The sequence below is a fragment of the Streptomyces rapamycinicus NRRL 5491 genome (assembly GCF_024298965.1).
Lineage (GTDB): Bacteria > Actinomycetota > Actinomycetes > Streptomycetales > Streptomycetaceae > Streptomyces > Streptomyces rapamycinicus.
Genome location: NZ_CP085193.1, coordinates 8,826,351 through 8,845,839 on the forward strand (window position 1 = coordinate 8,826,351; position 19,489 = coordinate 8,845,839).

Consider the following 19,489-nt stretch of genomic DNA (forward strand, 5'->3'; position numbering starts at 1 on the left):
CGGCATCTGGACGGGCGAGGCCGGCGACTCCTGAAATCCCCTGGACCTCACCGAACCGCGTCCCGACGGCACCGGATGTGTCACTCCCCGCAAGTAGGGTGGTGACCATGGCCGACCCGAGCAGCTACCGCCCCAAGCCGGGACAGATCCCCGACTCGCCGGGGGTCTACAAGTTCCGTGACGAGCACGGCCGGGTGATCTACGTCGGAAAGGCGAAGAGCCTGCGCCAGCGGCTCTCGTCGTACTTCCAGGACCTGGCGAACCTCCACCCGCGGACCCGCACCATGGTCACCACGGCCGCCGCCGTGGAATGGACCGTGGTCTCCACCGAGGTCGAGGCCCTGCAGCTCGAGTACTCCTGGATCAAGGAGTTCGACCCCCGGTTCAACGTCATGTACCGCGACGACAAGAGCTACCCCTCCCTCGCCGTGACCCTCAACGAGGAGTTCCCCCGGGTCCAGGTGATGCGCGGTGCCAAGAAGAAGGGCGTGCGCTACTTCGGCCCGTACGCCCACGCCTGGGCCATCCGCGAGACCGTCGACCTGATGCTGCGCGTGTTCCCCGTCCGGACCTGCTCCGCCGGGGTGTTCAAGCGCTCCGCCCAGATCGGCCGCCCCTGTCTGCTCGGCTACATCGGCAAGTGCTCGGCCCCCTGCGTCGGCCGTGTCACCGCCGAGGAGCACCGCCAACTGGCCGAGGAGTTCTGCGACTTCATGGCCGGCCGCACCGGCACCTATCTGCGCCGTCTGGAGGAGCGGATGCACGAGGCGGCCGAGGAGATGGAGTACGAGAAGGCGGCCCGGCTCCGTGACGACATAGGGGCGCTCAAGCGCGCCATGGAGAAGAACGCGGTGGTGCTCGCCGACGCCACCGACGCGGACCTGATAGCGGTCGCCGAGGACGAGCTGGAGGCGGCCGTCCAGATCTTCCATGTGCGCGGCGGCCGGGTGCGCGGTCAGCGCGGCTGGGTCACCGACAAGGTCGAGGCCGTCGACACCGCCGGGCTGGTCGAGCACGCCCTCCAGCAGCTGTACGGGGAGGAGCGCGGCGACGCCGTCCCCAAGGAGGTCCTGGTGCCCGCCGTGCCGGAACCGGCCGAGCCGGTCGCCCAGTGGCTCGCCGGGCGCCGGGGCTCCCGGGTCGATCTGCGCATCCCGCAGCGCGGCGACAAGAAGGACCTCATGGAGACCGTGCAGCGCAACGCCCAGCAGGCGCTCGCGCTGCACAAGACCAAGCGCGCCTCCGACCTCACCACCCGCTCCCGGGCGCTGGAGGAGATCGCCGAGGCCCTGGGGCTGGACTCCGCTCCGCTGCGTGTGGAGTGCTTCGACATCTCCCATCTCCAGGGCGATGACGTGGTGGCCTCCATGGTGGTCTTCGAGGACGGGCTCCCCCGGAAGAGTGAGTACCGCCGCTTCCAGATCAAGAGCTTCGCCGGGCAGGACGATGTCCGCTCCATGCACGAGGTCGTGAGCCGCCGCTTCCGCCGCTATCTGCAGGAGAAGCAGAAGACGGGGGAGTGGCAGGAGGAAGTCACCGGGGCTTCCGGGGTTCCCGGGGCTGTCGAGGCGTCCGAGCCCGCCGGGTCCACCGGGGCCCCCGGGCAGCCCCTCGACGGATCCGCTGGACCCGACGGACCCGAGGGACCCGCTGGACCCGACGGCCCCGACCAGGGGCCCTCCGGCCCGATCGACGAGGAGGGCAGGCCGAAGCGGTTCGCCTACCCGCCCCAGCTCGTCGTGGTCGACGGCGGCAAGCCGCAGGTGGCCGCCGCCAAGCGGGCCCTGGACGAGCTCGGCGTCGACGATGTCGCCGTCTGCGGCCTCGCCAAGCGGCTCGAGGAGGTATGGCTGCCGGACGAGGAGGACCCGGTGGTGCTGCCCCGCAGCAGCGAGGGGCTCTACCTCCTCCAGCGGGTCCGCGACGAGGCCCACCGCTTCGCCATCACCTACCAGCGCAGCAAGCGCGCCAAGTCGCTGAAGGCCGGGCCGCTGGACACCGTTCCCGGCCTCGGTGACAGCCGTAAGCAGGCCCTGCTGAAGCACTTCGGCTCGGTCAAGCGGCTGCGCGCCGCCACCGTCGAGCAGATCTGCGAGGTGCCCGGCGTCGGCCGTAAGACGGCCGAGACGGTCGCCGCGGCGCTCGCCGGGGCCGCCCCGGCCGCGCCCGCCGTGAACACCGCCACAGGAGAGATCATTGAGGACGAGGCCGCTGGCGCGGCTTCGTCGAACGGGGGGACCAGACCATGACCGAGCACGAGAACCACGGAGACGGAGCGCAGGTGAATACGGGCACGTCGGGCGAGCCCGCCGAGGCGGCGGCCATCCCCGAGCTGGTGATCATCTCTGGAATGTCGGGCGCGGGCCGCAGCACCGCCGCCAAGTGTCTGGAGGACCTCGGCTGGTTCGTCGTGGACAACCTGCCGCCCGCGCTGATCCCCACCATGGTCGACCTGGGCGCCCGCTCCCAGGGCAACGTGGCCCGGATCGCCGTGGTGGTGGACGTCCGCGGCCGCCGCTTCTTCGACAACCTCCGCGAGTCCCTCGCGGACCTCGCCGCCAAGAACGTCAAGCGGCGCGTGCTGTTCCTGGAGGCGTCCGACGAGGCGCTGGTGCGCCGTTTCGAGTCCGTGCGCCGCCCGCACCCCCTCCAGGGCGACGGCCGGATCGTGGACGGCATCGCCGCCGAGCGCGATCTGCTGCGCGAGCTGCGCGGGGACGCCGATCTGGTGATCGACACCTCCAGCCTCAACGTCCATGAGCTGCGCGCCAAGATGGACGCCCAGTTCGCGGGCGAGGAGGAGCCCGAGCTGCGGGCCACCGTGATGTCGTTCGGCTACAAGTACGGGCTGCCGGTCGACGCCGATCTGGTGGTGGACTGCCGCTTCCTGCCCAATCCGCACTGGGTCCCCGAGCTGCGCCCCTTCACCGGGCTCAACGAGGAGGTCTCCAGCTATGTCTTCAACCAGCCCGGCGCCAAGGAGTTCCTGGACCGCTACGCGGAACTGCTCCAGCTCATCGCCGCGGGCTACCGCCGCGAGGGCAAGCGCTATGTGACCATCGCCGTCGGCTGCACCGGCGGCAAGCACCGCAGCGTCGCGATGTCCGAACGGCTCGCCCCGCGGCTCGCCGCCGAGGGAGTGGAGACCGTCATCGTCCACCGGGACATGGGGCGCGAGTGACCATTCGTAGCAACCGGCTGCGACGGCTGGTCGGGGCGCGGACGAACCGGGGCGCACAGCCCAAGGTCGTCGCCCTGGGCGGCGGCATGGGCCTGTCGGCGTCGCTCGCCGCGCTGCGCCGGATCACCGGCGATCTGACCGCCGTCGTCACCGTGGCCGACGACGGGGGCTCCAGCGGACGCCTCCGCGACGAGCTGGGCGTGCTGCCGCCCGGCGATCTGCGCAAGGCCCTGGCCGCGCTGTGCGGCGACGACGACTGGGGCCAGACCTGGGCGCGGGTCATCCAGCACCGCTTCGCCAGCGAGGGCGAGCTGCACGGCCACGCGGTCGGCAATGTGCTGATCGTCGCCCTGTGGGAGCAGCTGGGCGACCATGTGAAGGCGCTCGACCTGGTCGGCAAGCTGCTGGGCGCCCACGGCCGGGTGCTGCCCATGTCGGCCGTCCCCCTGGAGCTCCAGGCGTACGTCCGGGGCCATGACCCGGCGCGCCCGGACGAGGTCTCCACCGTCGCCGGGCAGGCCACCGTGGCGCTCACCCCCGGCGAGGTGCAGTCGGTCCATCTGGTGCCGCACGATCCGCCGGCCGTCCCCGAGGCCGTTGACGCGGTCATGGACGCCGACTGGGTGGTGCTGGGGCCCGGCTCCTGGTTCTCCTCCGTGATCCCGCATCTGCTGGTCCCCGATCTGCTCAAGGCGCTCACCGAGACCAAGGCCCGGCGCGTGCTCTCGCTGAACCTCGCCCCTCAGCCGGGAGAAACCGACGGCTTCTCCCCGCAGCGTCATTTGGAGGTTTTGGCCCGACACGCCCCTAAACTCGCCTTCGACGTGGTGCTGGCCGATCAGGCCGCCGTCCCCGACCAGAGCAGTCTGTGCGACGCCGCCAAGCGGCTGGGCGGCACAGTCGAGCTGGCGCCGGTGGCCGCGACCGACGGTGCCCCGAAGCACGACCCGGAGCTTCTGGCGGCCGCGTACGACCGTATTTTTCGGATGCATGGAAGGATCGGCCCATGGCGATGACGGCAGCGGTGAAGGACGAAATCTCCCGGCTCCCCGTCACCCGGACCTGCTGCCGGAAAGCGGAGGTCTCGGCGATCCTGCGGTTCGCGGGCGGGCTGCACCTGGTCAGCGGGCGCATCGTGATCGAGGCGGAGCTGGACACCGGGATCGCGGCCCGCAGGGTCCGCAAGGACATCCTGGAGATCTTCGGCCACTCCTCGGACCTGGTGGTGATGGCCCCCGGCGGGCTGCGCCGCGGCAGCCGGTACGTGGTGCGGGTGGTGGCGGGCGGTGACCAGCTGGCGCGGCAGACCGGTCTGGTCGACGGCCGCGGCCGGCCGATCCGCGGACTGCCGCCGCAGGTCGTCTCCGGCGCCACCTGCGACGCCGAGGCCGCCTGGCGCGGGGCCTTCCTCGCCCACGGCTCGCTCACCGAGCCCGGCCGCTCGTCCTCCCTGGAGGTGACCTGCCCCGGCCCGGAGGCCGCGCTCGCCCTGGTCGGCGCCGCCCGCCGGCTGCAGATCGCGGCCAAGGCGCGCGAGGTGCGCGGGGTGGACCGGGTGGTCGTCCGGGACGGTGATGCCATCGGCGCGCTGTTGACGCGGCTGGGGGCGCATGAGTCGGTCCTCGCCTGGGAGGAGCGGCGGATGCGCCGCGAGGTGCGGGCCACCGCCAACCGCCTCGCCAACTTCGACGACGCCAATCTGCGCCGCTCGGCCCGCGCCGCCGTCGCCGCCGGGGCCCGGGTGCAGCGCGCCCTGGAGATCCTGGGCGACGAGGTGCCCGAGCACCTCGCCGCGGCCGGGCGGCTGCGCATGGAGCACAAGCAGGCGTCCCTGGAGGAGCTGGGCGCCCTCGCCGACCCGCCGCTGACCAAGGACGCCGTCGCGGGCCGTATCCGCCGGCTGCTGGCCATGGCCGACAAGCGCGCCCAGGACCTGGGCATCCCCGGCACCGAGTCCAGCCTGACCGAGGAGATGGCCGACGGCATGGTCGGCTGACGGCGCCCGTGCCCGGGGCCGACCGTCCTGAGACCGCGCAGCGGCCCGGTAGTCCCTCCCTATCCGCTCGCGAGCCTGCAAGGCACGAACCGGCTCGCCGGGGATACGGCTCAGATGGCGCTGACCGGGCGGATGTCGCCGGGCGATGCCTGGCGTGGGGTCCCGTCATCGGTCCCGCACCGCAGTCCTGCGGTGGATGTGACTCCGGGCGCGGAAGCCGGCTGTGCAGGAGAGCATGACTCGGCGTGAGCCTTGTGTTCACGGCCGAGAAGTTGACATCCCGCTGCTGCTCCGCGCCGGAGTGGACGGCACCGAACTGGGGCGGCAGATGCCCGACGAGGGCACCGGCCCGGTCGAGCTCTACCTCACCGCCGAGCAGGCCGCCCGCTTGCGCGGCAAGGACGTGCGGCTCGCCGAGAAGAAGGTCTCCGCGCAGGGCCGCGACCGGCTGAAGGCCGCGGGCGACGGTGTCTTCCGCCCCGACAGCGGCAAGGGCGGGCTGAAGCAGCGGCTGGCCGAGGGTGTGGTCGGCTGACCGCCTCGGGAGTGAAGCGCGGAAGCCGCGTCCCCGCTCCCCGTACCCGCACCTCGCGCCCCTGAAGAACACGGGCGATCCGGCGGCGCACACGTCCCCCGGTCATGCGCCGGAGCGCTTGCTTGGTGTCCGCGATGGCGGAGTCATCGCCTCCCGTAGTGGCGTTCCGGAGGGTCGCCGCTCTGCTGTCTGTCCAGCGCAGAACGCCCGGACGATTGGCGGAGCCAGAGAATCGAACAACCGGCCTGCGAGTCACTGGTTATGGTGATCGATGAGTAAATGCGAGCTTGTGTGCGGTGGTCGTACTACGGTCCGAGACCGTGACGCAAGTGAAGCTGATGCCGGATGCCTTGCAGGCTCCGGCATTTGAGCGCACCCTGCCCGCGATCAACGAGGCCGCGAACTGGGTCTCCGCCGTGTCCTTCGAGCACTGGGGGGCTCAAGGGCAGCGTGCGCGAGCTGCGGAAGCGGTGTTACGGCGAGCTGAAGACCCGTGGGTTCGGGGCACAGGCCGCGCAGCACATCATCAAGCGCGTGGCCGACGCCTGTACGACGCTGCGGGCCAACATCAAGGCCGGGAATCTCGGCCCCGAGCACTCCAAGCGCCGGAGCAAGGCGGAGTCCAAGCGGGTCGTCTTCCGTCCGCACGCCGCGCACACTTTTGACGACCGGAGCCTGAGCTGGAACTACGACACCCGGACCGTGAGCGTCTGGACCCTGGACGGCCGGGTCAAGAACGTGCGGTTCACCTGCATGCCCGACCCGGTCCCCGCATAGCGCGGGGACTGGTAGATGTGACCCGTGACCGTCCTGCCGTAGGGGGCAGTCGGGAGCATAAGCGGAGCCGTATCAAACCGAGTCAACAAACTCGTCGTATACGGCCGAGCAGTTGACCTATGACACCGAGCCCGGCTACGACCATGTGATCGTCGAGGCGCGCACCGCGAGCCAGGACGACTGGACCACCCGCCCCCGACGCGAACGGCGGCTTCTCCACCGAGGTGCCCAACGAGTGTGAGGCGGGCTTCCTGCTCAACCTGCACCCGTTCGTCAACTTCTCGGCCGTGAACGGACCGAGCTTGTTGACTCAGTCGGCCACACCGATTCATGTCCTGCGCGGCTGGCTTCCGCGCCGCGAATCACATCCACCGCAGGACTGCGGTGTGGGACCGCTGACGGGGCCGCACACTGGGGCGCGCCCAGCGGCATCCGTTCGGTCAGCGCCATCTGAGTCGCATCCCCGGCAAGCCGGTTCGTGCGTTGCAGGCTCGCGAACGGATGCGAAGGGATTGCCGGACCGCTGCGCAGTCCGACGGCGGAGGATGCGATTTCTCCCAGGCGTGATCGCCCGGGGTTCCTCGCAAGGACAGGCGGAAGCACTAGCTGACCCCCGGTGACGACGGCTGCACCGCGAAGGGCAACACCGGCTCCTGGAACAGCCTGACGGGCTCCTCCGAGGGGTGGGTGCCGGTCTCGCTGGACGTGAGCGGCTACGCGGGCAAGAAGGCCGAGCCGGCCATCTCGTACGTCACCGACCCGGGCACCGGCGGCAGGGGTGCCTTCGTGGACGGCACCGAGCTCACGGTCGGCGGCACCGCCGAGGAATCCGAGGGCTTCGAGACCGCGCTCGGCCCGTGGACGGTGCGAGGGGCGCCGGAGGGCAGTCCGGCCAACGCCGGGGACCGGTCCCGTTCCCGGGAGCTCTTCCACACCGTCGCGGGTGTCACCACGCGGGACACCGTGCTGCTGGGATTCGGCCTCGAGCACGTCCCCGACACCGGCCAGAGGGCCCGGCTGGTGGGCGACGCGCTACGTGCGCTGCGTCGTTGACAGTGCGTGACACATCGTGACTGAATCGGCGGTCCGTACCACTTTCCGGTGGTCATGGGCCGCCGATGCCAATGTCACGTACGTCCCGTGATAGCGGTAGGGTCGGAGGCGGTCGGGGACATCCCATTACACGTTCGCCGGCGTCCAGACCGGCACACCAACGAGGAGATCGGTTCGTGACGATCCGCGTAGGCATCAATGGCTTCGGCCGCATCGGTCGCAACTACTTCCGCGCGCTCCTTGAGCAGGGCGCGGACATCGAGATCGTCGGTGTCAACGACCTGACCGACAACGCCACCCTGGTCCACCTGCTCAAGTACGACTCCATCCTCGGCCGGCTGAAGCACGAGGTCAGCCACACCGAGGACACCATCACGGTGGGCAACCAGACCTTCAAGACGATGGCCGAGCGCGACCCGGCCGCCCTTCCGTGGGGCGAACTCGGCGCCGACATCGTGGTGGAGTCCACCGGCATCTTCACCAAGCGTGATGACGCCGCCAAGCACCTTGCCGCCGGCGCCAAGAAGGTCCTGATCTCCGCGCCCGCCAAGAACGAGGACATCACCATCGTGATGGGCGTCAACCAGGACAAGTACGACCCGGCGAACCACCACGTCATCTCCAACGCCTCCTGCACCACCAACTGTGTGGCGCCGATGGCCAAGGTCCTCGACGAGAACTTCGGCATCGTCAAGGGCATGATGACGACGGTCCACGCGTACACCAACGACCAGCGCATCCTGGACTTCCCGCACAAGGACCTGCGTCGCGCCCGCGCGGCGGCCGAGAACATCATCCCGACCTCCACCGGTGCCGCCAAGGCCACCGCGCTGGTCCTCCCGCAGCTCAAGGGCAAGCTGGACGGCATCGCGATGCGCGTCCCGGTCCCGACCGGCTCGGTCACCGACCTCGTCCTGGAGCTCGACCGCGAGGTCACCAAGGACGAGATCAACACCGCCTTCCAGAAGGCCGCCGAGGGTCAGCTCAAGGGCATCCTCGAGTACACCGAGGACCCGATCGTCTCCTCGGACATCGTCAACTGGCCCGCGTCCTGCACGTTCGACTCCTCCCTGACCATGGTCCAGGGCAAGCAGGTCAAGGTCGTCGGCTGGTACGACAACGAGTGGGGCTACTCCAACCGCCTCGTCGACCTGACCGTCTTCGTCGGCGGCCGGCTCTGACCGCTGTCCCGATGAGCTAGGAAACGGGGCCCGCTACGACGCCGTCGTAACGGGCCCCGATCCATGATCAAGGAGTCATCCCTGTGAAGACGATTGACGATCTTCAGGTCGCCGGGCAGCGGGTCTTCGTCCGTGCCGATCTGAACGTTCCGCTCGACGGCGAGACGATCACCGACGACGGCCGGATCCGCGCCGCCGTCCCGACGATCACCAAGCTCCTGGACCGGGGCGCCAAGGTGATCGTCGCCTCGCACCTGGGCCGCCCCAAGGGCGCCCCGGACCCCCAGTACTCGCTCGCCCCGGTCGCCCGGCGGCTCGGCGAACTCCTCGGCAAGCAGGTCGCCTTCGCGACCGACACCGTGGACGACAGCGCCCGGGCCACCGTGGCGGCCCTCGGCGACGGCGAGGTCGCGCTGCTGGAGAACCTGCGCTTCAACGCCGGTGAGACCAGTAAGGACGACACCGAGCGCGGCGCCTTCGCCGACCGGCTCGCCGGCCTCGCCGACCTCTACGTGGGCGACGGCTTCGGCGCGGTCCACCGCAAGCACGCCTCGGTGTACGACCTCCCGGCGCGGCTGCCGCACGCCGCGGGCGACCTGATCGCCGCCGAGCTCACCGTCCTGAAGAAGCTCACCGAGGACGTCAAGCGGCCCTACGCGGTGGTCCTCGGCGGCGCCAAGGTCTCCGACAAGCTCGGCGTGATCGACCACCTCCTGGAGAAGGCCGACCGCATCCTGATCGGCGGCGGCATGGCCTACACCTTCCTCAAGGCCCAGGGGCACGAGGTCGGCGGTTCGCTGCTGCAGGAGGACCAGGTCCCGGCGGTCCAGGACTATCTGCGCCGGGCCGAGGAACGCGGTGTGGAGTTCGTGCTCCCGGTCGATGTCACGGCCGCGTCCGAATTCCCGGACCTGAAGACCAAGGCCCCCGCGAACCCGCGGCTCGTCGCCGCGGACGCGATCCCGGCCGAGCTCATGGGGCTGGACATCGGCCCGGAGACCCGCAAGCTGTACGCCTCGAAGCTGGCCGACGCGGCCACCGTCTTCTGGAACGGCCCCATGGGCGTCTTCGAGCACCCCGACTTCGCCGAGGGCACCCGGGCCGTGGCCCAGGCGCTCCTGGACAGCCCGGCCTTCACCGTGGTCGGCGGCGGCGACTCCGCCGCGGCCGTACGCATCCTGGGCTTCGACGAGAACGCTTTCGGCCACATCTCGACCGGCGGTGGAGCGAGCCTCGAATACCTCGAGGGCAAGACGCTCCCCGGCCTCGCCGCACTGGAGGACTGAACACCGTGAGTGACCGCATTCCGCTGATGGCGGGCAACTGGAAGATGAACCTCAACCACCTCGAGGCCATCGCCCACGTCCAGAAGCTCGCCTTCGGGCTCGCCGACAAGGACTACGAGGCCGTGGAGGTCGCGGTGCTGCCGCCCTTCATCGATCTGCGGTCCGTGCAGACCCTGGTCGACGGCGACAAGCTGAAGATCAAGTACGGCGCCCAGGACATCTCGGCGCATGACTCCGGCGCCTACACCGGCGAGATCTCCGGCCCGATGCTGGCCAAGCTCAGGTGCGCCTACGCCGTCGTCGGGCACTCGGAGCGGCGCCAGTACCACGACGAGACCGACGAGCTGTGCAACGCCAAGGTCAAGGCGGCCTTCCGCAACGACCTCACCCCGATCCTGTGCGTCGGCGAGGGCCTCGACGTCCGTAAGGCGGGCAACCAGGTCGCGCACACCCTCGCCCAGGTGGACGGGGGCCTGAAGGACGTCCCGGCCGAGCAGGCCGAGACGATCGTGATCGCCTACGAGCCGGTCTGGGCGATCGGCACCGGCGAGGTCGCGACCCCCGAGGACGCCCAGGAGGTCTGCGGGGCCATCCGCGGCCGGCTCGCCGAGCTCTACGGCCAGGAGGGCGCCGACAAGGTCAGGATCCAGTACGGCGGCTCGGTGAAGTCCGGGAACGTCGCCGCGATCATGGCCAAGCCGGATGTGGACGGCGCCCTGATCGGCGGTGCCTCGCTGGACGCGGACGAATTCGTCAAGATCGTTCGTTTCCGCGACCAGTGAGTAGGCCCTAGCGCGCGCGTCGTCGTACCCTGTCGGGGGCCGGGGCGGTGGAAATCGCACCGTCCGGCCCCCGACGTCCGTACAAGCCCGAGAAGGTTGGTCCAGCTGTGATCATGGGGTTCTCGATCGCCCTCATCATCTTCAGCCTGCTGCTGATGATGTTGGTGCTCATGCACAAGGGGAAGGGCGGCGGCCTGTCCGACATGTTCGGTGGCGGCATGCAGTCCTCGGTGGGCGGCTCCTCGGTCGCCGAGCGCAACCTGGACCGCATCACCGTGGTGGTCGGGCTGCTGTGGTTCGTCTGCATCGTCGTGCTCGGGCTGCTGATGAAGCTCGACTGAGGGTCCGCCGGCGGGGCCCGTCCGGGGCCCGGCTGACGCCCGATAACTGACGTACCGTCGTCAGCGGGGCCCATATGCGGCCTATGATGGCATGGCGTCCTCCGTGACGGGTGTAACTCCTCTCACTGGACGCGCGTTGGGCCTTACGTAGACTGGGGCGCCGGGCGGCGAAGCTGCCAATCGAGGCTTCGCGGCACCATCACGCAGGGAGTTACGACCGTGGCAAGTGGCAACGCGATCCGTGGAAGTCGGGTCGGGGCGGGGCCGATGGGAGAAGCCGAGCGAGGCGAATCGGCGCCGCGCCTGCGCATCTCCTTCTGGTGCTCGAACGGGCATGAGACCGTGCCGAGCTTCGCCAGCGACGCGCAGATCCCTGACACGTGGGACTGCCCCCGCTGCGGCTTCCCGGCCGGCAAGGACCGGGACAACCCGCCGGACCCGCCGCGCACCGAGCCGTACAAGACGCATCTGGCGTACGTACGGGAGCGGCGCAGCGACGCCGACGGCGAGGCGATCCTCGCCGAGGCACTCGCCAAGCTCCGGGGCGAGATCTAGACACACAACGCGGTACGACGGCCCGGCCGGGCACCTCCTGTGAGGGGTGCGCGGCCGGGCCGTTGTCAGTGGTGCGGGCTACGGTCATGGGGTGCTGGATCACCGGGGGAGCCGTCCCGCCGGTGGGGCCGGTTCATGGGACGCAGGGGGGATCGTCATGGCCGCGGTGGACGCCGGTGAGCTGGGTGCCGGGAAACCGGCGGCGCCCGGGTGGCGCGGGGGGTTCGGCCGGCTGTGGGCCGCCGCGGTCGTCTCCCGGTTCGGGGACGCCCTGCGGGGCGCGGCGCTGCCGTTGCTGGCCGTCTCGCTGACCGATTCGCCGGTGCTGGTCTCGCTCGTGACCGCCTGCGGCTTTCTGCCCTGGCTGCTGTTCGGGCTGATCGGCGGGGCGATCGCGGACCGGGTGGACCAGCGGCGGGCGATGTGGGCGGTGGACGGCGTGCGGGCCGTCCTGATGGCGGGGTTCGCCGTCGCGGTGTGGCTGGACCGGGCCAGCATCGGGCTGCTGCTCGCCCTCGCCTTCGCCCTCACCACCCTCCAGACCCTGTTCGACAACGCGGCCACGGCGCTGCTGCCGTCCGTGGTGGGGCAGCGGGCACTGGGCCGGGCCAACGCGCGGCTGATGACCGGGCAGGAGGTCATGGGCCGGTTCGTGGGCGCCCCGCTGGTGCCGGTGCTGCTCGGCCTCGGCGCCGCGATGCCGTACGCGGCGGACGCGGTCACCTACCTCGCCGCCGCCGCGCTGGTCGCCTCGCTGCGGGCGGCACCCCCCGAGCGGGCCCCGCGCCCGCCGGGCGGGTCGCTGCGGCGCGATATCGCCGAGGGCCTGGCCGTGCTGTGGCGGGACCGCACGCTGCGGGCGCTGTGCGCCTCCACCACGCTGTGCAACATAGGCATCGGCGCGCTCATCGCCACCCTGGTGCTGCACATCACCGGCTGGCTGGACGCCGGGAACACCGGCTACGCGGCCGTCATCACGGTCTACGGGATCGGCAGCGTGGCCGGGGGCCTGGTGGCCGCCCGGCTCACCGAGAAGCTCGGCCGCGCCCGCGCCCTCGTGGTGTGCGGCACCGCGCAGATCGGTGCCCTGACCGCCCTCGGGGCGATACGGAGCCTGCCGGTCGCGGTCGCCGCCATGGGCCTCTTCGGCTTCGCGGGGATCGTCTGGAACGTCACCGAGGTGACGATGATGCAGCAGCGCAGCCCCGACGGGGCACTCGGGCGGGTGAGCTCCGCCTTCCGCACCCTGTCGATCGCGGGCACCCCGCTCGGCGCGCTGCTGGGCGGGGTGATGGCCCAGGCGTGGGGGCTCAACACCCCGGCGCTGGGGGCCGCCGCGCTCTTCGTCTGCGGGGTGGCGGCCCTCGTTCCGGGAATGTGGTCCGTCATCAATTAGGTTGGTGGCACGGGGGCCAGGTACCGACGAGAAGTGGGCTGATGTCCGAGATGAACATGGAAGGCCGCACCAGGCTGGACCAGCTGCCGGAATGGCACGCGCTGGCCGCACACCGCAAGGAGCTGGGCGACGCCCATCTGCGCGACCTGTTCGCGGGCGACCCGGAGCGCGGGAGCCGTCTCACCCTTCAGGTCGGCGATCTCCACGTCGACTACTCCAAGCACCTGGTGACCGACGAGACCCTGCGGCTGCTGCGCGAGCTGGCGAGCGCCACCAAGGTGGCCGAGCTGCGCGACGCCATGTTCCGCGGCGAGCGGATCAACACCACAGAGGACCGCTCGGTGCTGCACATCGCGCTGCGCGCACCGCACTCCGCGGAGATCAAGGCGGACGGGCAGGACGTCGTCGGCGAAGTGCACGCCGTGCTCGCCAAGATGGCCGTCTTCGCCGACCGCGTCAGGTCCGGCGACTGGACCGGCCACACCGGCAAGCGGATCAAAAACGTCGTCAACATCGGCATCGGCGGCTCCGATCTGGGCCCGAAGATGGCGTACGAGGCGCTGCGCTCCTACAGCGACCGCTCGATGACGTTCCGGTTCGTCTCCAATGTGGACGGCGCGGATCTGCACGAGGCGGTGCGCGACCTGGACCCCGCCGAGACGCTGTTCATCGTCGCCTCCAAGACCTTCACCACCATCGAGACCCTGACCAACGCCGTCTCCGCCCGCGACTGGCTGCTGACCGGGCTCCGGGCCGGTCAGGAGGCCGTCGCCAAGCACTTCGTGGCGGTGTCGACCAACGCCGAGAAGGTCGCCGAGTTCGGCATCGACACGGACAACATGTTCGGGTTCTGGGACTGGGTCGGCGGGCGCTACTCCTACGACTCGGCCATCGGCCTCTCCCTGATGGTCGCCATCGGCCCGGACTGCTTCCGCGAGATGCTGGCCGGTTTCCACCTGGTCGACGAGCACTTCTCCACCGCCCCGCCGGAGCGGAACGTCCCGCTGCTGATGGGCCTGCTGGGCATCTGGTACGACAACTTCCACGGCGCCCAGGCGCATGCCGTCCTGCCCTACAGCCACTACCTGTCGCGGTTCACCGACTATCTGCAGCAGCTGGACATGGAGTCCAACGGCAAGCATGTGGACCGGGACGGCAACCGCGTCGGCTGGCAGACCGGCCCCATCGTCTGGGGCACCCCCGGCACCAACGGCCAGCACGCCTACTACCAGCTGCTCCACCAGGGCACCAAGCTGGTCCCGGCCGATCTGATCGGCTTCGCGCGGCCGGTGAAGGACCTGCCGCCCGGCCTGGAGTCCCATCACGACCTGCTGATGGCCAACCTCTTCGCCCAGGGCCAGGCGCTGGCCTTCGGCAAGACCGCCGAGGAGGTCGCCGCCGAGGGAGTGCCCGAGGAGCTGGTGCCGCACAAGACCTTCGACGGCAACCGCCCCACCACCACGATCCTCGCCCATGAGCTGACCCCGTCGGTGCTGGGCCAGCTGGTCGCCCTCTATGAGCACAAGGTCTTCGTCCAGGGCGCGGTGTGGAACATCGACTCCTTCGACCAGTGGGGAGTGGAGCTGGGCAAGGTGCTCGCCAAGCGCGTCGAGCCCGCCCTGACCGAGGGCGCCGAAGTGCCCGGTCTGGACGCCTCCACCGAGCACCTGGTCGCCACCTACCGCTCGCTGCGCGGCCGCTGAGGTCCTCGACGCACACAGAGAACGATCCCCCGGGCGCTTCCAGGCGCCAGGGGGATCGTTCTCTGTGCGATACGAGGGTTACGGCGAGGCCGGGGGGTACAGCTCGCGCGGCAGCCCCGCCGCCGCGGCCCGGTCCAGCAGCCACAGCGTCCGGCGGCGGCCGCGCGCGCCCGCCGCCGGAGCCTGCAGCTCCCCGGCGCCCGACAGCGCTATCGTGACCGCCTTCGCCTTGTCCTCACCGGCCGCCAGCAGCCACACCTCCCGTGCCGCGCGGATCGCGGGCAGGGTCAGCGAGATCCGTACCGGCGGCGGCTTGGGCGCGCCGCGCACCCCGACCACCATCCGCTCGGTCTCCCGGACGGCGGGCAGCTCGGGGAAGAGCGAGGCCACATGGGTGTCCGGGCCGACGCCGAGCAGCAGCACGTCGAACGACGGCACCGCGCCGTGGTTCTCCGGCCGCGCGGCCCGGGCCAGCTCGGCCGCGTACGCCTCGGCCGCCGCGTCCACATCGCCGCCGTGGGGCCCGTCGGACGCGGGCATCGGGTGCACCCGCGCCGGGTCCAGCTCCACCGCGTCCAGCAGCGCCTCGCGGGCCTGTGTGACATTGCGGTCCGCGTGGCCGTCGGGCAGGAATCGCTCATCGCCCCACCACAGGTCCAGCCGCGACCAGTCGACCGCGTCGCGCGCCGGGGAGGCGCCGAGCGCGGCCAGCAGGCCGTTGCCGTTGCGCCCGCCGGTCAGGACGACCGAGGCCGAGCCACGGGCGGCCTGGGCGTCCACGATCTTCGTGATCAGCCGGGCCGCCGCGGCCTGGGCCATCAGCTCCTTGTCGCGGTGGACGACCACCTGTGGTGCGGTCATGTGTCCGCCTTCCCGTCCGCCTTCTGCTCCTGGGACTTCTGCTCCTGGGACTTCGGGGGGTGGGGCTTGGGAACCGGCGGCTGCGCCGGTGCCTGCGGCGGGTTCTTCGGCGAGCCCGGAGCGTGCTCCGACGGCGTCTCCGGGTCCCGGGTCGGCAGCGGCGGCAGGTCAGCTCCGGGCGGCACCACCTGGGTCGCCGGGGCGGCCTTGGCGTCCCGCTCCAGCGTCCCCACGCCGCCCTTGCCCAGCTTGCTGACGCCGAACTTCACCGACGACTCGTAGCTCTCGTCGGGGTCCAGCCGGCGCAGCTCCTCGGCGATCAGCTCCGACATCTCACGCCGCTGCAGCGCCACATGCCGGTCGGGCTGGCCCGGCATGGCCAGCTCGGCCAGCGAGCCGTTCGCCCGGTCCAGGCAGATCACGCCGTCGGCCGTCTCCAGCCGCACCGCGGTCAGCCCGGGGCCCTCCGAGATCTGCCGGTCCACCGGGACCCCCAGCCGCTGGGCGAGCCACAGCGCGAGCAGTTCGCTGCTCGGGTTGTACGCCTCGCCCTCGACGACCGCGGAGGTGATCGGGGAGTGCCGCTGGTCCAGGGCCGCGGCCAGGACGCTGCGCCACGGGGTGATCCGGGTCCACGCCAGATCGGTGTCGCCCGGCGTGTAGGTGGCGGCCCGCAGCCCCAGGGACGCCACCGGGTCCTCGGTGGCCTGGGCGTCGGTGATCCGGCGCTGGGCCAGCTGCCCGAGCAGGTCCTCGGCGGGGTGCTCCGGGGCGTCCTCCGGCCACCACACCACCACCGGGGCGTCCGGCAGCAGCAGCGGCAGGACCACCGAGTAGGCGTGGTTGGCGAGTTCGCCGTGCAGCCGCAGCAGTACCGTCTCGCCGGTGCCGGTCTCGCCGCCGACCCGCACCTCGGCGTCCATCCGGGCCATCTTGCGGTCGCGCGGCGACCGGCCAGGACGCTTGATGACGACCAGGGTGCGCGAGGGGTGCTCCTTGGACGCCTCGCTCGCCGCCCGCAGCGCGTCGTAGTGGTTGCCCTCGTCGGTGACGATGACGAGGGTGAGCACCATGCCCACGGCCGGGGTACCGGTGGCCCGGCGTGCCTGGACCAGAGCGGAGTTGATCCGGCTGGACGTGGTGTCCGTGAGATCGATGTTCATGGCCGCCGCCAGCTCCGTCCGTCTCGTGCGAGCATCTCGTCCGCGGCTTTCGGCCCCCAGGTCCCGGAGGTGTACTGCTCGGGCCTGCCGTGCTGGTCCCAGTACTCCTCGATCGGGTCCAGGATCCGCCAGGACTGCTCGACCTCCTCATGGCGGGGGAAGAGGTTCGCCTCGCCGAGCAGGACGTCCAGCAGCAGCCGCTCGTACGCCTCGGGGCTGGACTCGGTGAAGGACTCGCCGTACTGGAAGTCCATCGTCACGTCCCGGATCTCCATGGAGGTGCCGGGCACCTTGGAGCCGAACCGGATGGTGACGCCCTCGTCCGGCTGCACCCGGATGACCAGGGCGTTCTGCCCGAGCTCCTGGGTGTCGGTGGCGTCGAAGGGGGAGTGCGGGGCGCGCTGGAAGACCACCGCGATCTCGGTGACCCGCCGCCCCAGCCGCTTGCCGGTGCGCAGGTAGAAGGGGACACCCGCCCAGCGGCGGTTGTCGATCTCCAGCTTGATCGCGGCGTAGGTGTCGGTCTTCGAGTGGGGGTCGATGCCCTCCTCCTCGAGGTAGCCGTGCACCTCCTCGCCGCCCTGCCAGCCGGGGGCGTACTGGGCGCGCACCGTGTGCTCGCCCAGCTCCTTGGGCAGTTTGACCGCCCTGAGCGCCTTCAGCTTCTCGGTGACCAGGGAGGACGCGTCGAAGGAGGCGGGCTCCTCCATGGCGGTCAGCGCGAGCAGCTGCAGCAGGTGGTTCTGGATGACGTCGCGGGCCGCGCCGATGCCGTCGTAGTAGCCCGCGCGCCCGCCGATGCCGATGTCCTCGGCCATGGTGATCTGCACGTGGTCGACGTACGACCGGTTCCAGATCGGCTCGAACATCGTGTTGGCGAAGCGCAGCGCCAGGATGTTCTGGACCGTCTCCTTGCCCAGGTAGTGGTCGATCCGGAAGACGTCGCTGGGCCGGAAGACCTCGTGGACGACCTGGTTGAGATCCTGGGCGCTCTTCAGGTCGTGGCCGAAGGGCTTCTCGATGACCGCGCGCCGCCAGGAGTCGCCCTGCCCGTGCGACAGCCCGTGCTTCTTGAGCTGCTGGACGACGGTGGGGAAGAACTTGGGCGGGACCGACAGATAGAAGGCGAAGTTGCCGCCGGTGCCGCGTGCCTTGTCGAGCTCCTCTATGGTCGCCCGCAGCTTGACGAACGCCTCGTCGTCGTCGAACACGCCGGGGACGAAGCGGAACCCCTCGGCCAGCTGCTGCCAGACCTCCTCGCGGAACGGGGTCCGCGCGTGCTCCTTGACCGCGTCGTGCACGACCTGGGCGAAGTCCTCGTTCTCCCAGTCGCGGCGGGCGAAGCCGACGAGGGAGAAGCCCGGGGGCAGCAGCCCGCGGTTGGCCAGGTCGTAGATGGCCGGCATCAGCTTCTTACGGGACAGGTCGCCCGTGACGCCGAAGATCACGAGGCCGGACGGCCCCGCGATGCGCGGGAGCCGCCGGTCTCGTGGGTCACGCAGCGGATTGCTGCTGCTCACGTTCTCACGCCTCCGAGGGTGCGAGGCGCTTGAGCTCCGCCTCGGTGGACTTCAGCAGGTCGTTCCACGAGGACGCGAACTTCTCGACGCCCTCGTCCTCCAGCACCTGGACGACGTCGTCGTAGGAGATCCCGATCCCGGCGAGCGCGTCGAGGTCGGCCTTGGCCTGCTCGTACGTGCCGCGCACGGCGTCACCGCGGATCTCGCCGTGGTCGGCGACCGCCTCCAGGGTGGCCTCCGGCATGGTGTTGACGGTGCCGGGGGCGACCAGGTCCACCACGTACATGGTGTCCTTGTACGCCGGGTCCTTGACGCCGGTCGAGGCCCACAGCGGACGCTGCTTGTTGGCGTGTCCCCGGTCCAGGACGTCCCAGCGGTCGGAGCTGAAAACCTCCTCGTACGCCTGGTACGCGAGACGGGCGTTGGCGACGGCGGCCTTGCCGCGCAGCGCCTTGGCCTCGTCGGTGCCGAGCTTGTCGATGCGCTTGTCGATCTCGGTGTCCACGCGGGAGACGAAGAAGGACGCCACCGAGTGGATCTTCTGCAGGTCGAGACCCGCGGCCTTGGCCTTCTCCAGACCGGCCAGGAAGGCGTCCATGACCGCGCGGTACCGCTCCAGGGAGAAGATCAGCGTGACATTGACGCTGATGCCCAGGCCGATCACCTCGGTGATCGCGGGCAGCCCCGCCTCGGTCGCCGGGATCTTGATGAAGGTGTTGGGCCGGTCCACCAGCCAGGCCAGCTGCTTGGCCTCGGCGATGGTGGCGGCCGTGTTGTGGGCCAGGCGCGGGTCCACCTCGATGGAGACCCGGCCGTCCTGGCCGCCCGTCGCGTCGTACACCGGCCGGAGGATGTCGGCCGCGTCGCGGACGTCCGCCGTGGTGATCATGCGGACGGCTTCCTCGACGGTGACCCGGCGGACCGCGAGGTCGGCGACCTGCTGCTGGTAGCCGTCGCCGCCGGAGATCGCCTTCTGGAAGATCGACGGGTTGGTGGTGACGCCTACGACATGCTGCTGGTCGATCAGCTCGGCCAGATTGCCGGAGGTGATCCTCTTGCGGGAGAGGTCGTCGAGCCAGATCGCGACGCCTTCGTCGGCCAGCCGCTTGAGTGCGTCTGTCATGGGGTGTGTTCTCCTACTCGTCGCACTTACGTCGTC

The 19,489-nt window shown here is 70.7% G+C and carries 19 protein-coding genes; 15 read left to right on the forward strand and 4 right to left on the reverse strand.

Translation table 11 applies throughout. The features are described 5' to 3' along the window. Positions 1–107 precede the first annotated feature (107 nt). The 15 genes from uvrC (at position 108) to pgi (ending at position 14,786) form a co-directional block, all read left to right on the forward strand. A complete protein-coding gene (gene uvrC, locus LIV37_RS37100) occupies positions 108–2,249 on the forward strand; it encodes an excinuclease ABC subunit UvrC (RefSeq protein ID WP_121824064.1) in 2,142 nt (713 codons plus the stop codon). Next, the gene (rapZ, locus tag LIV37_RS37105; RefSeq protein ID WP_020872202.1) at positions 2,246–3,181 is read left to right on the forward strand and encodes an RNase adapter RapZ; all 936 of its coding nucleotides are present in this window, start codon (positions 2,246–2,248) and stop codon (positions 3,179–3,181) included. The genes uvrC and rapZ overlap by 4 nt, the downstream gene beginning before the upstream one ends. Further along, positions 3,178–4,197, forward strand: coding sequence for a gluconeogenesis factor YvcK family protein (locus LIV37_RS37110; RefSeq protein WP_020872203.1), 1,020 nt, complete (start codon positions 3,178–3,180; stop codon positions 4,195–4,197). Before rapZ ends, LIV37_RS37110 begins: the two co-directional genes overlap by 4 nt. After that, a complete protein-coding gene (gene whiA, locus LIV37_RS37115; protein WP_020872204.1) occupies positions 4,188–5,177 on the forward strand; it encodes a DNA-binding protein WhiA in 990 nt (329 codons plus the stop codon). The genes LIV37_RS37110 and whiA overlap by 10 nt, the downstream gene beginning before the upstream one ends. Positions 5,178–5,412: 235 nt before the next feature. Next, complete coding sequence (locus LIV37_RS37120; RefSeq protein ID WP_185058026.1) at positions 5,413–5,712, forward strand: hypothetical protein; 300 nt, start codon at positions 5,413–5,415, stop codon at positions 5,710–5,712. A gap of 450 nt (positions 5,713–6,162) precedes the next feature. Then, positions 6,163–6,489, forward strand: a complete 327-nt coding sequence (locus LIV37_RS37125; protein ID WP_020872205.1) for a hypothetical protein — start codon at positions 6,163–6,165, stop codon at positions 6,487–6,489. A 112-nt stretch (positions 6,490–6,601) separates the two neighbouring features. Beyond that, positions 6,602–6,730 (forward strand): hypothetical protein, encoded by a 129-nt coding sequence (locus tag LIV37_RS51860; RefSeq protein WP_274596681.1) that lies wholly within the window; start codon positions 6,602–6,604, stop codon positions 6,728–6,730. A 365-nt stretch (positions 6,731–7,095) separates the two neighbouring features. Next, positions 7,096–7,542: a hypothetical protein gene (locus LIV37_RS37130; protein WP_407077181.1), complete on the forward strand. Its 447-nt coding sequence runs from the start codon at positions 7,096–7,098 to the stop codon at positions 7,540–7,542. Positions 7,543–7,718: 176 nt separating this feature from the next. After that, the gene (gene gap / locus LIV37_RS37135; RefSeq protein ID WP_020872206.1) at positions 7,719–8,723 is read left to right on the forward strand and encodes a type I glyceraldehyde-3-phosphate dehydrogenase; all 1,005 of its coding nucleotides are present in this window, start codon (positions 7,719–7,721) and stop codon (positions 8,721–8,723) included. Positions 8,724–8,806: 83 nt separating this feature from the next. After that, positions 8,807–10,009 (forward strand): phosphoglycerate kinase, encoded by a 1,203-nt coding sequence (locus LIV37_RS37140; protein WP_020872207.1) that lies wholly within the window; start codon positions 8,807–8,809, stop codon positions 10,007–10,009. 5 nt (positions 10,010–10,014) lie between these two features. After that, a complete protein-coding gene (gene tpiA / locus LIV37_RS37145; RefSeq protein WP_121824063.1) occupies positions 10,015–10,791 on the forward strand; it encodes a triose-phosphate isomerase in 777 nt (258 codons plus the stop codon). 113 nt (positions 10,792–10,904) lie between these two features. Further along, a complete protein-coding gene (gene secG, locus LIV37_RS37150) occupies positions 10,905–11,132 on the forward strand; it encodes a preprotein translocase subunit SecG (RefSeq protein WP_014059875.1) in 228 nt (75 codons plus the stop codon). A gap of 219 nt (positions 11,133–11,351) precedes the next feature. Then, entirely contained in the window at positions 11,352–11,687 is a 336-nt protein-coding gene (locus tag LIV37_RS37155; RefSeq protein WP_009718803.1) for an RNA polymerase-binding protein RbpA, read from the forward strand. Positions 11,688–11,844: 157 nt separating this feature from the next. Then, entirely contained in the window at positions 11,845–13,083 is a 1,239-nt protein-coding gene (locus LIV37_RS37160; protein WP_020872211.1) for an MFS transporter, read from the forward strand. A 50-nt stretch (positions 13,084–13,133) separates the two neighbouring features. Beyond that, positions 13,134–14,786 (forward strand): glucose-6-phosphate isomerase, encoded by a 1,653-nt coding sequence (pgi, locus tag LIV37_RS37165; protein WP_121825050.1) that lies wholly within the window; start codon positions 13,134–13,136, stop codon positions 14,784–14,786. A 78-nt stretch (positions 14,787–14,864) separates the two neighbouring features. On the opposite strand, the gene pgl is transcribed toward pgi, so the two are convergent. Genes pgl through tal form a run of 4 tightly spaced genes read right to left on the reverse strand, consistent with a single transcriptional unit; the run spans position 14,865 to position 19,453 of the window. Continuing rightward, positions 14,865–15,647, reverse strand: coding sequence for a 6-phosphogluconolactonase (pgl, locus tag LIV37_RS37170; protein WP_020872213.1), 783 nt, complete (start codon positions 15,645–15,647; stop codon positions 14,865–14,867). Next, positions 15,644–16,810: a glucose-6-phosphate dehydrogenase assembly protein OpcA gene (gene opcA, locus LIV37_RS37175; protein WP_020872214.1), complete on the reverse strand. Its 1,167-nt coding sequence runs from the start codon at positions 16,808–16,810 to the stop codon at positions 15,644–15,646. Before opcA ends, pgl begins: the two co-directional genes overlap by 4 nt. Beyond that, positions 16,807–18,330: a glucose-6-phosphate dehydrogenase gene (gene zwf, locus LIV37_RS37180; RefSeq protein WP_020872215.1), complete on the reverse strand. Its 1,524-nt coding sequence runs from the start codon at positions 18,328–18,330 to the stop codon at positions 16,807–16,809. Before zwf ends, opcA begins: the two co-directional genes overlap by 4 nt. A 4-nt stretch (positions 18,331–18,334) precedes the next feature. Beyond that, positions 18,335–19,453, reverse strand: a complete 1,119-nt coding sequence (tal, locus tag LIV37_RS37185; RefSeq protein ID WP_020872216.1) for a transaldolase — start codon at positions 19,451–19,453, stop codon at positions 18,335–18,337. Between the last annotated feature and the right edge of the window lie 36 nt (positions 19,454–19,489).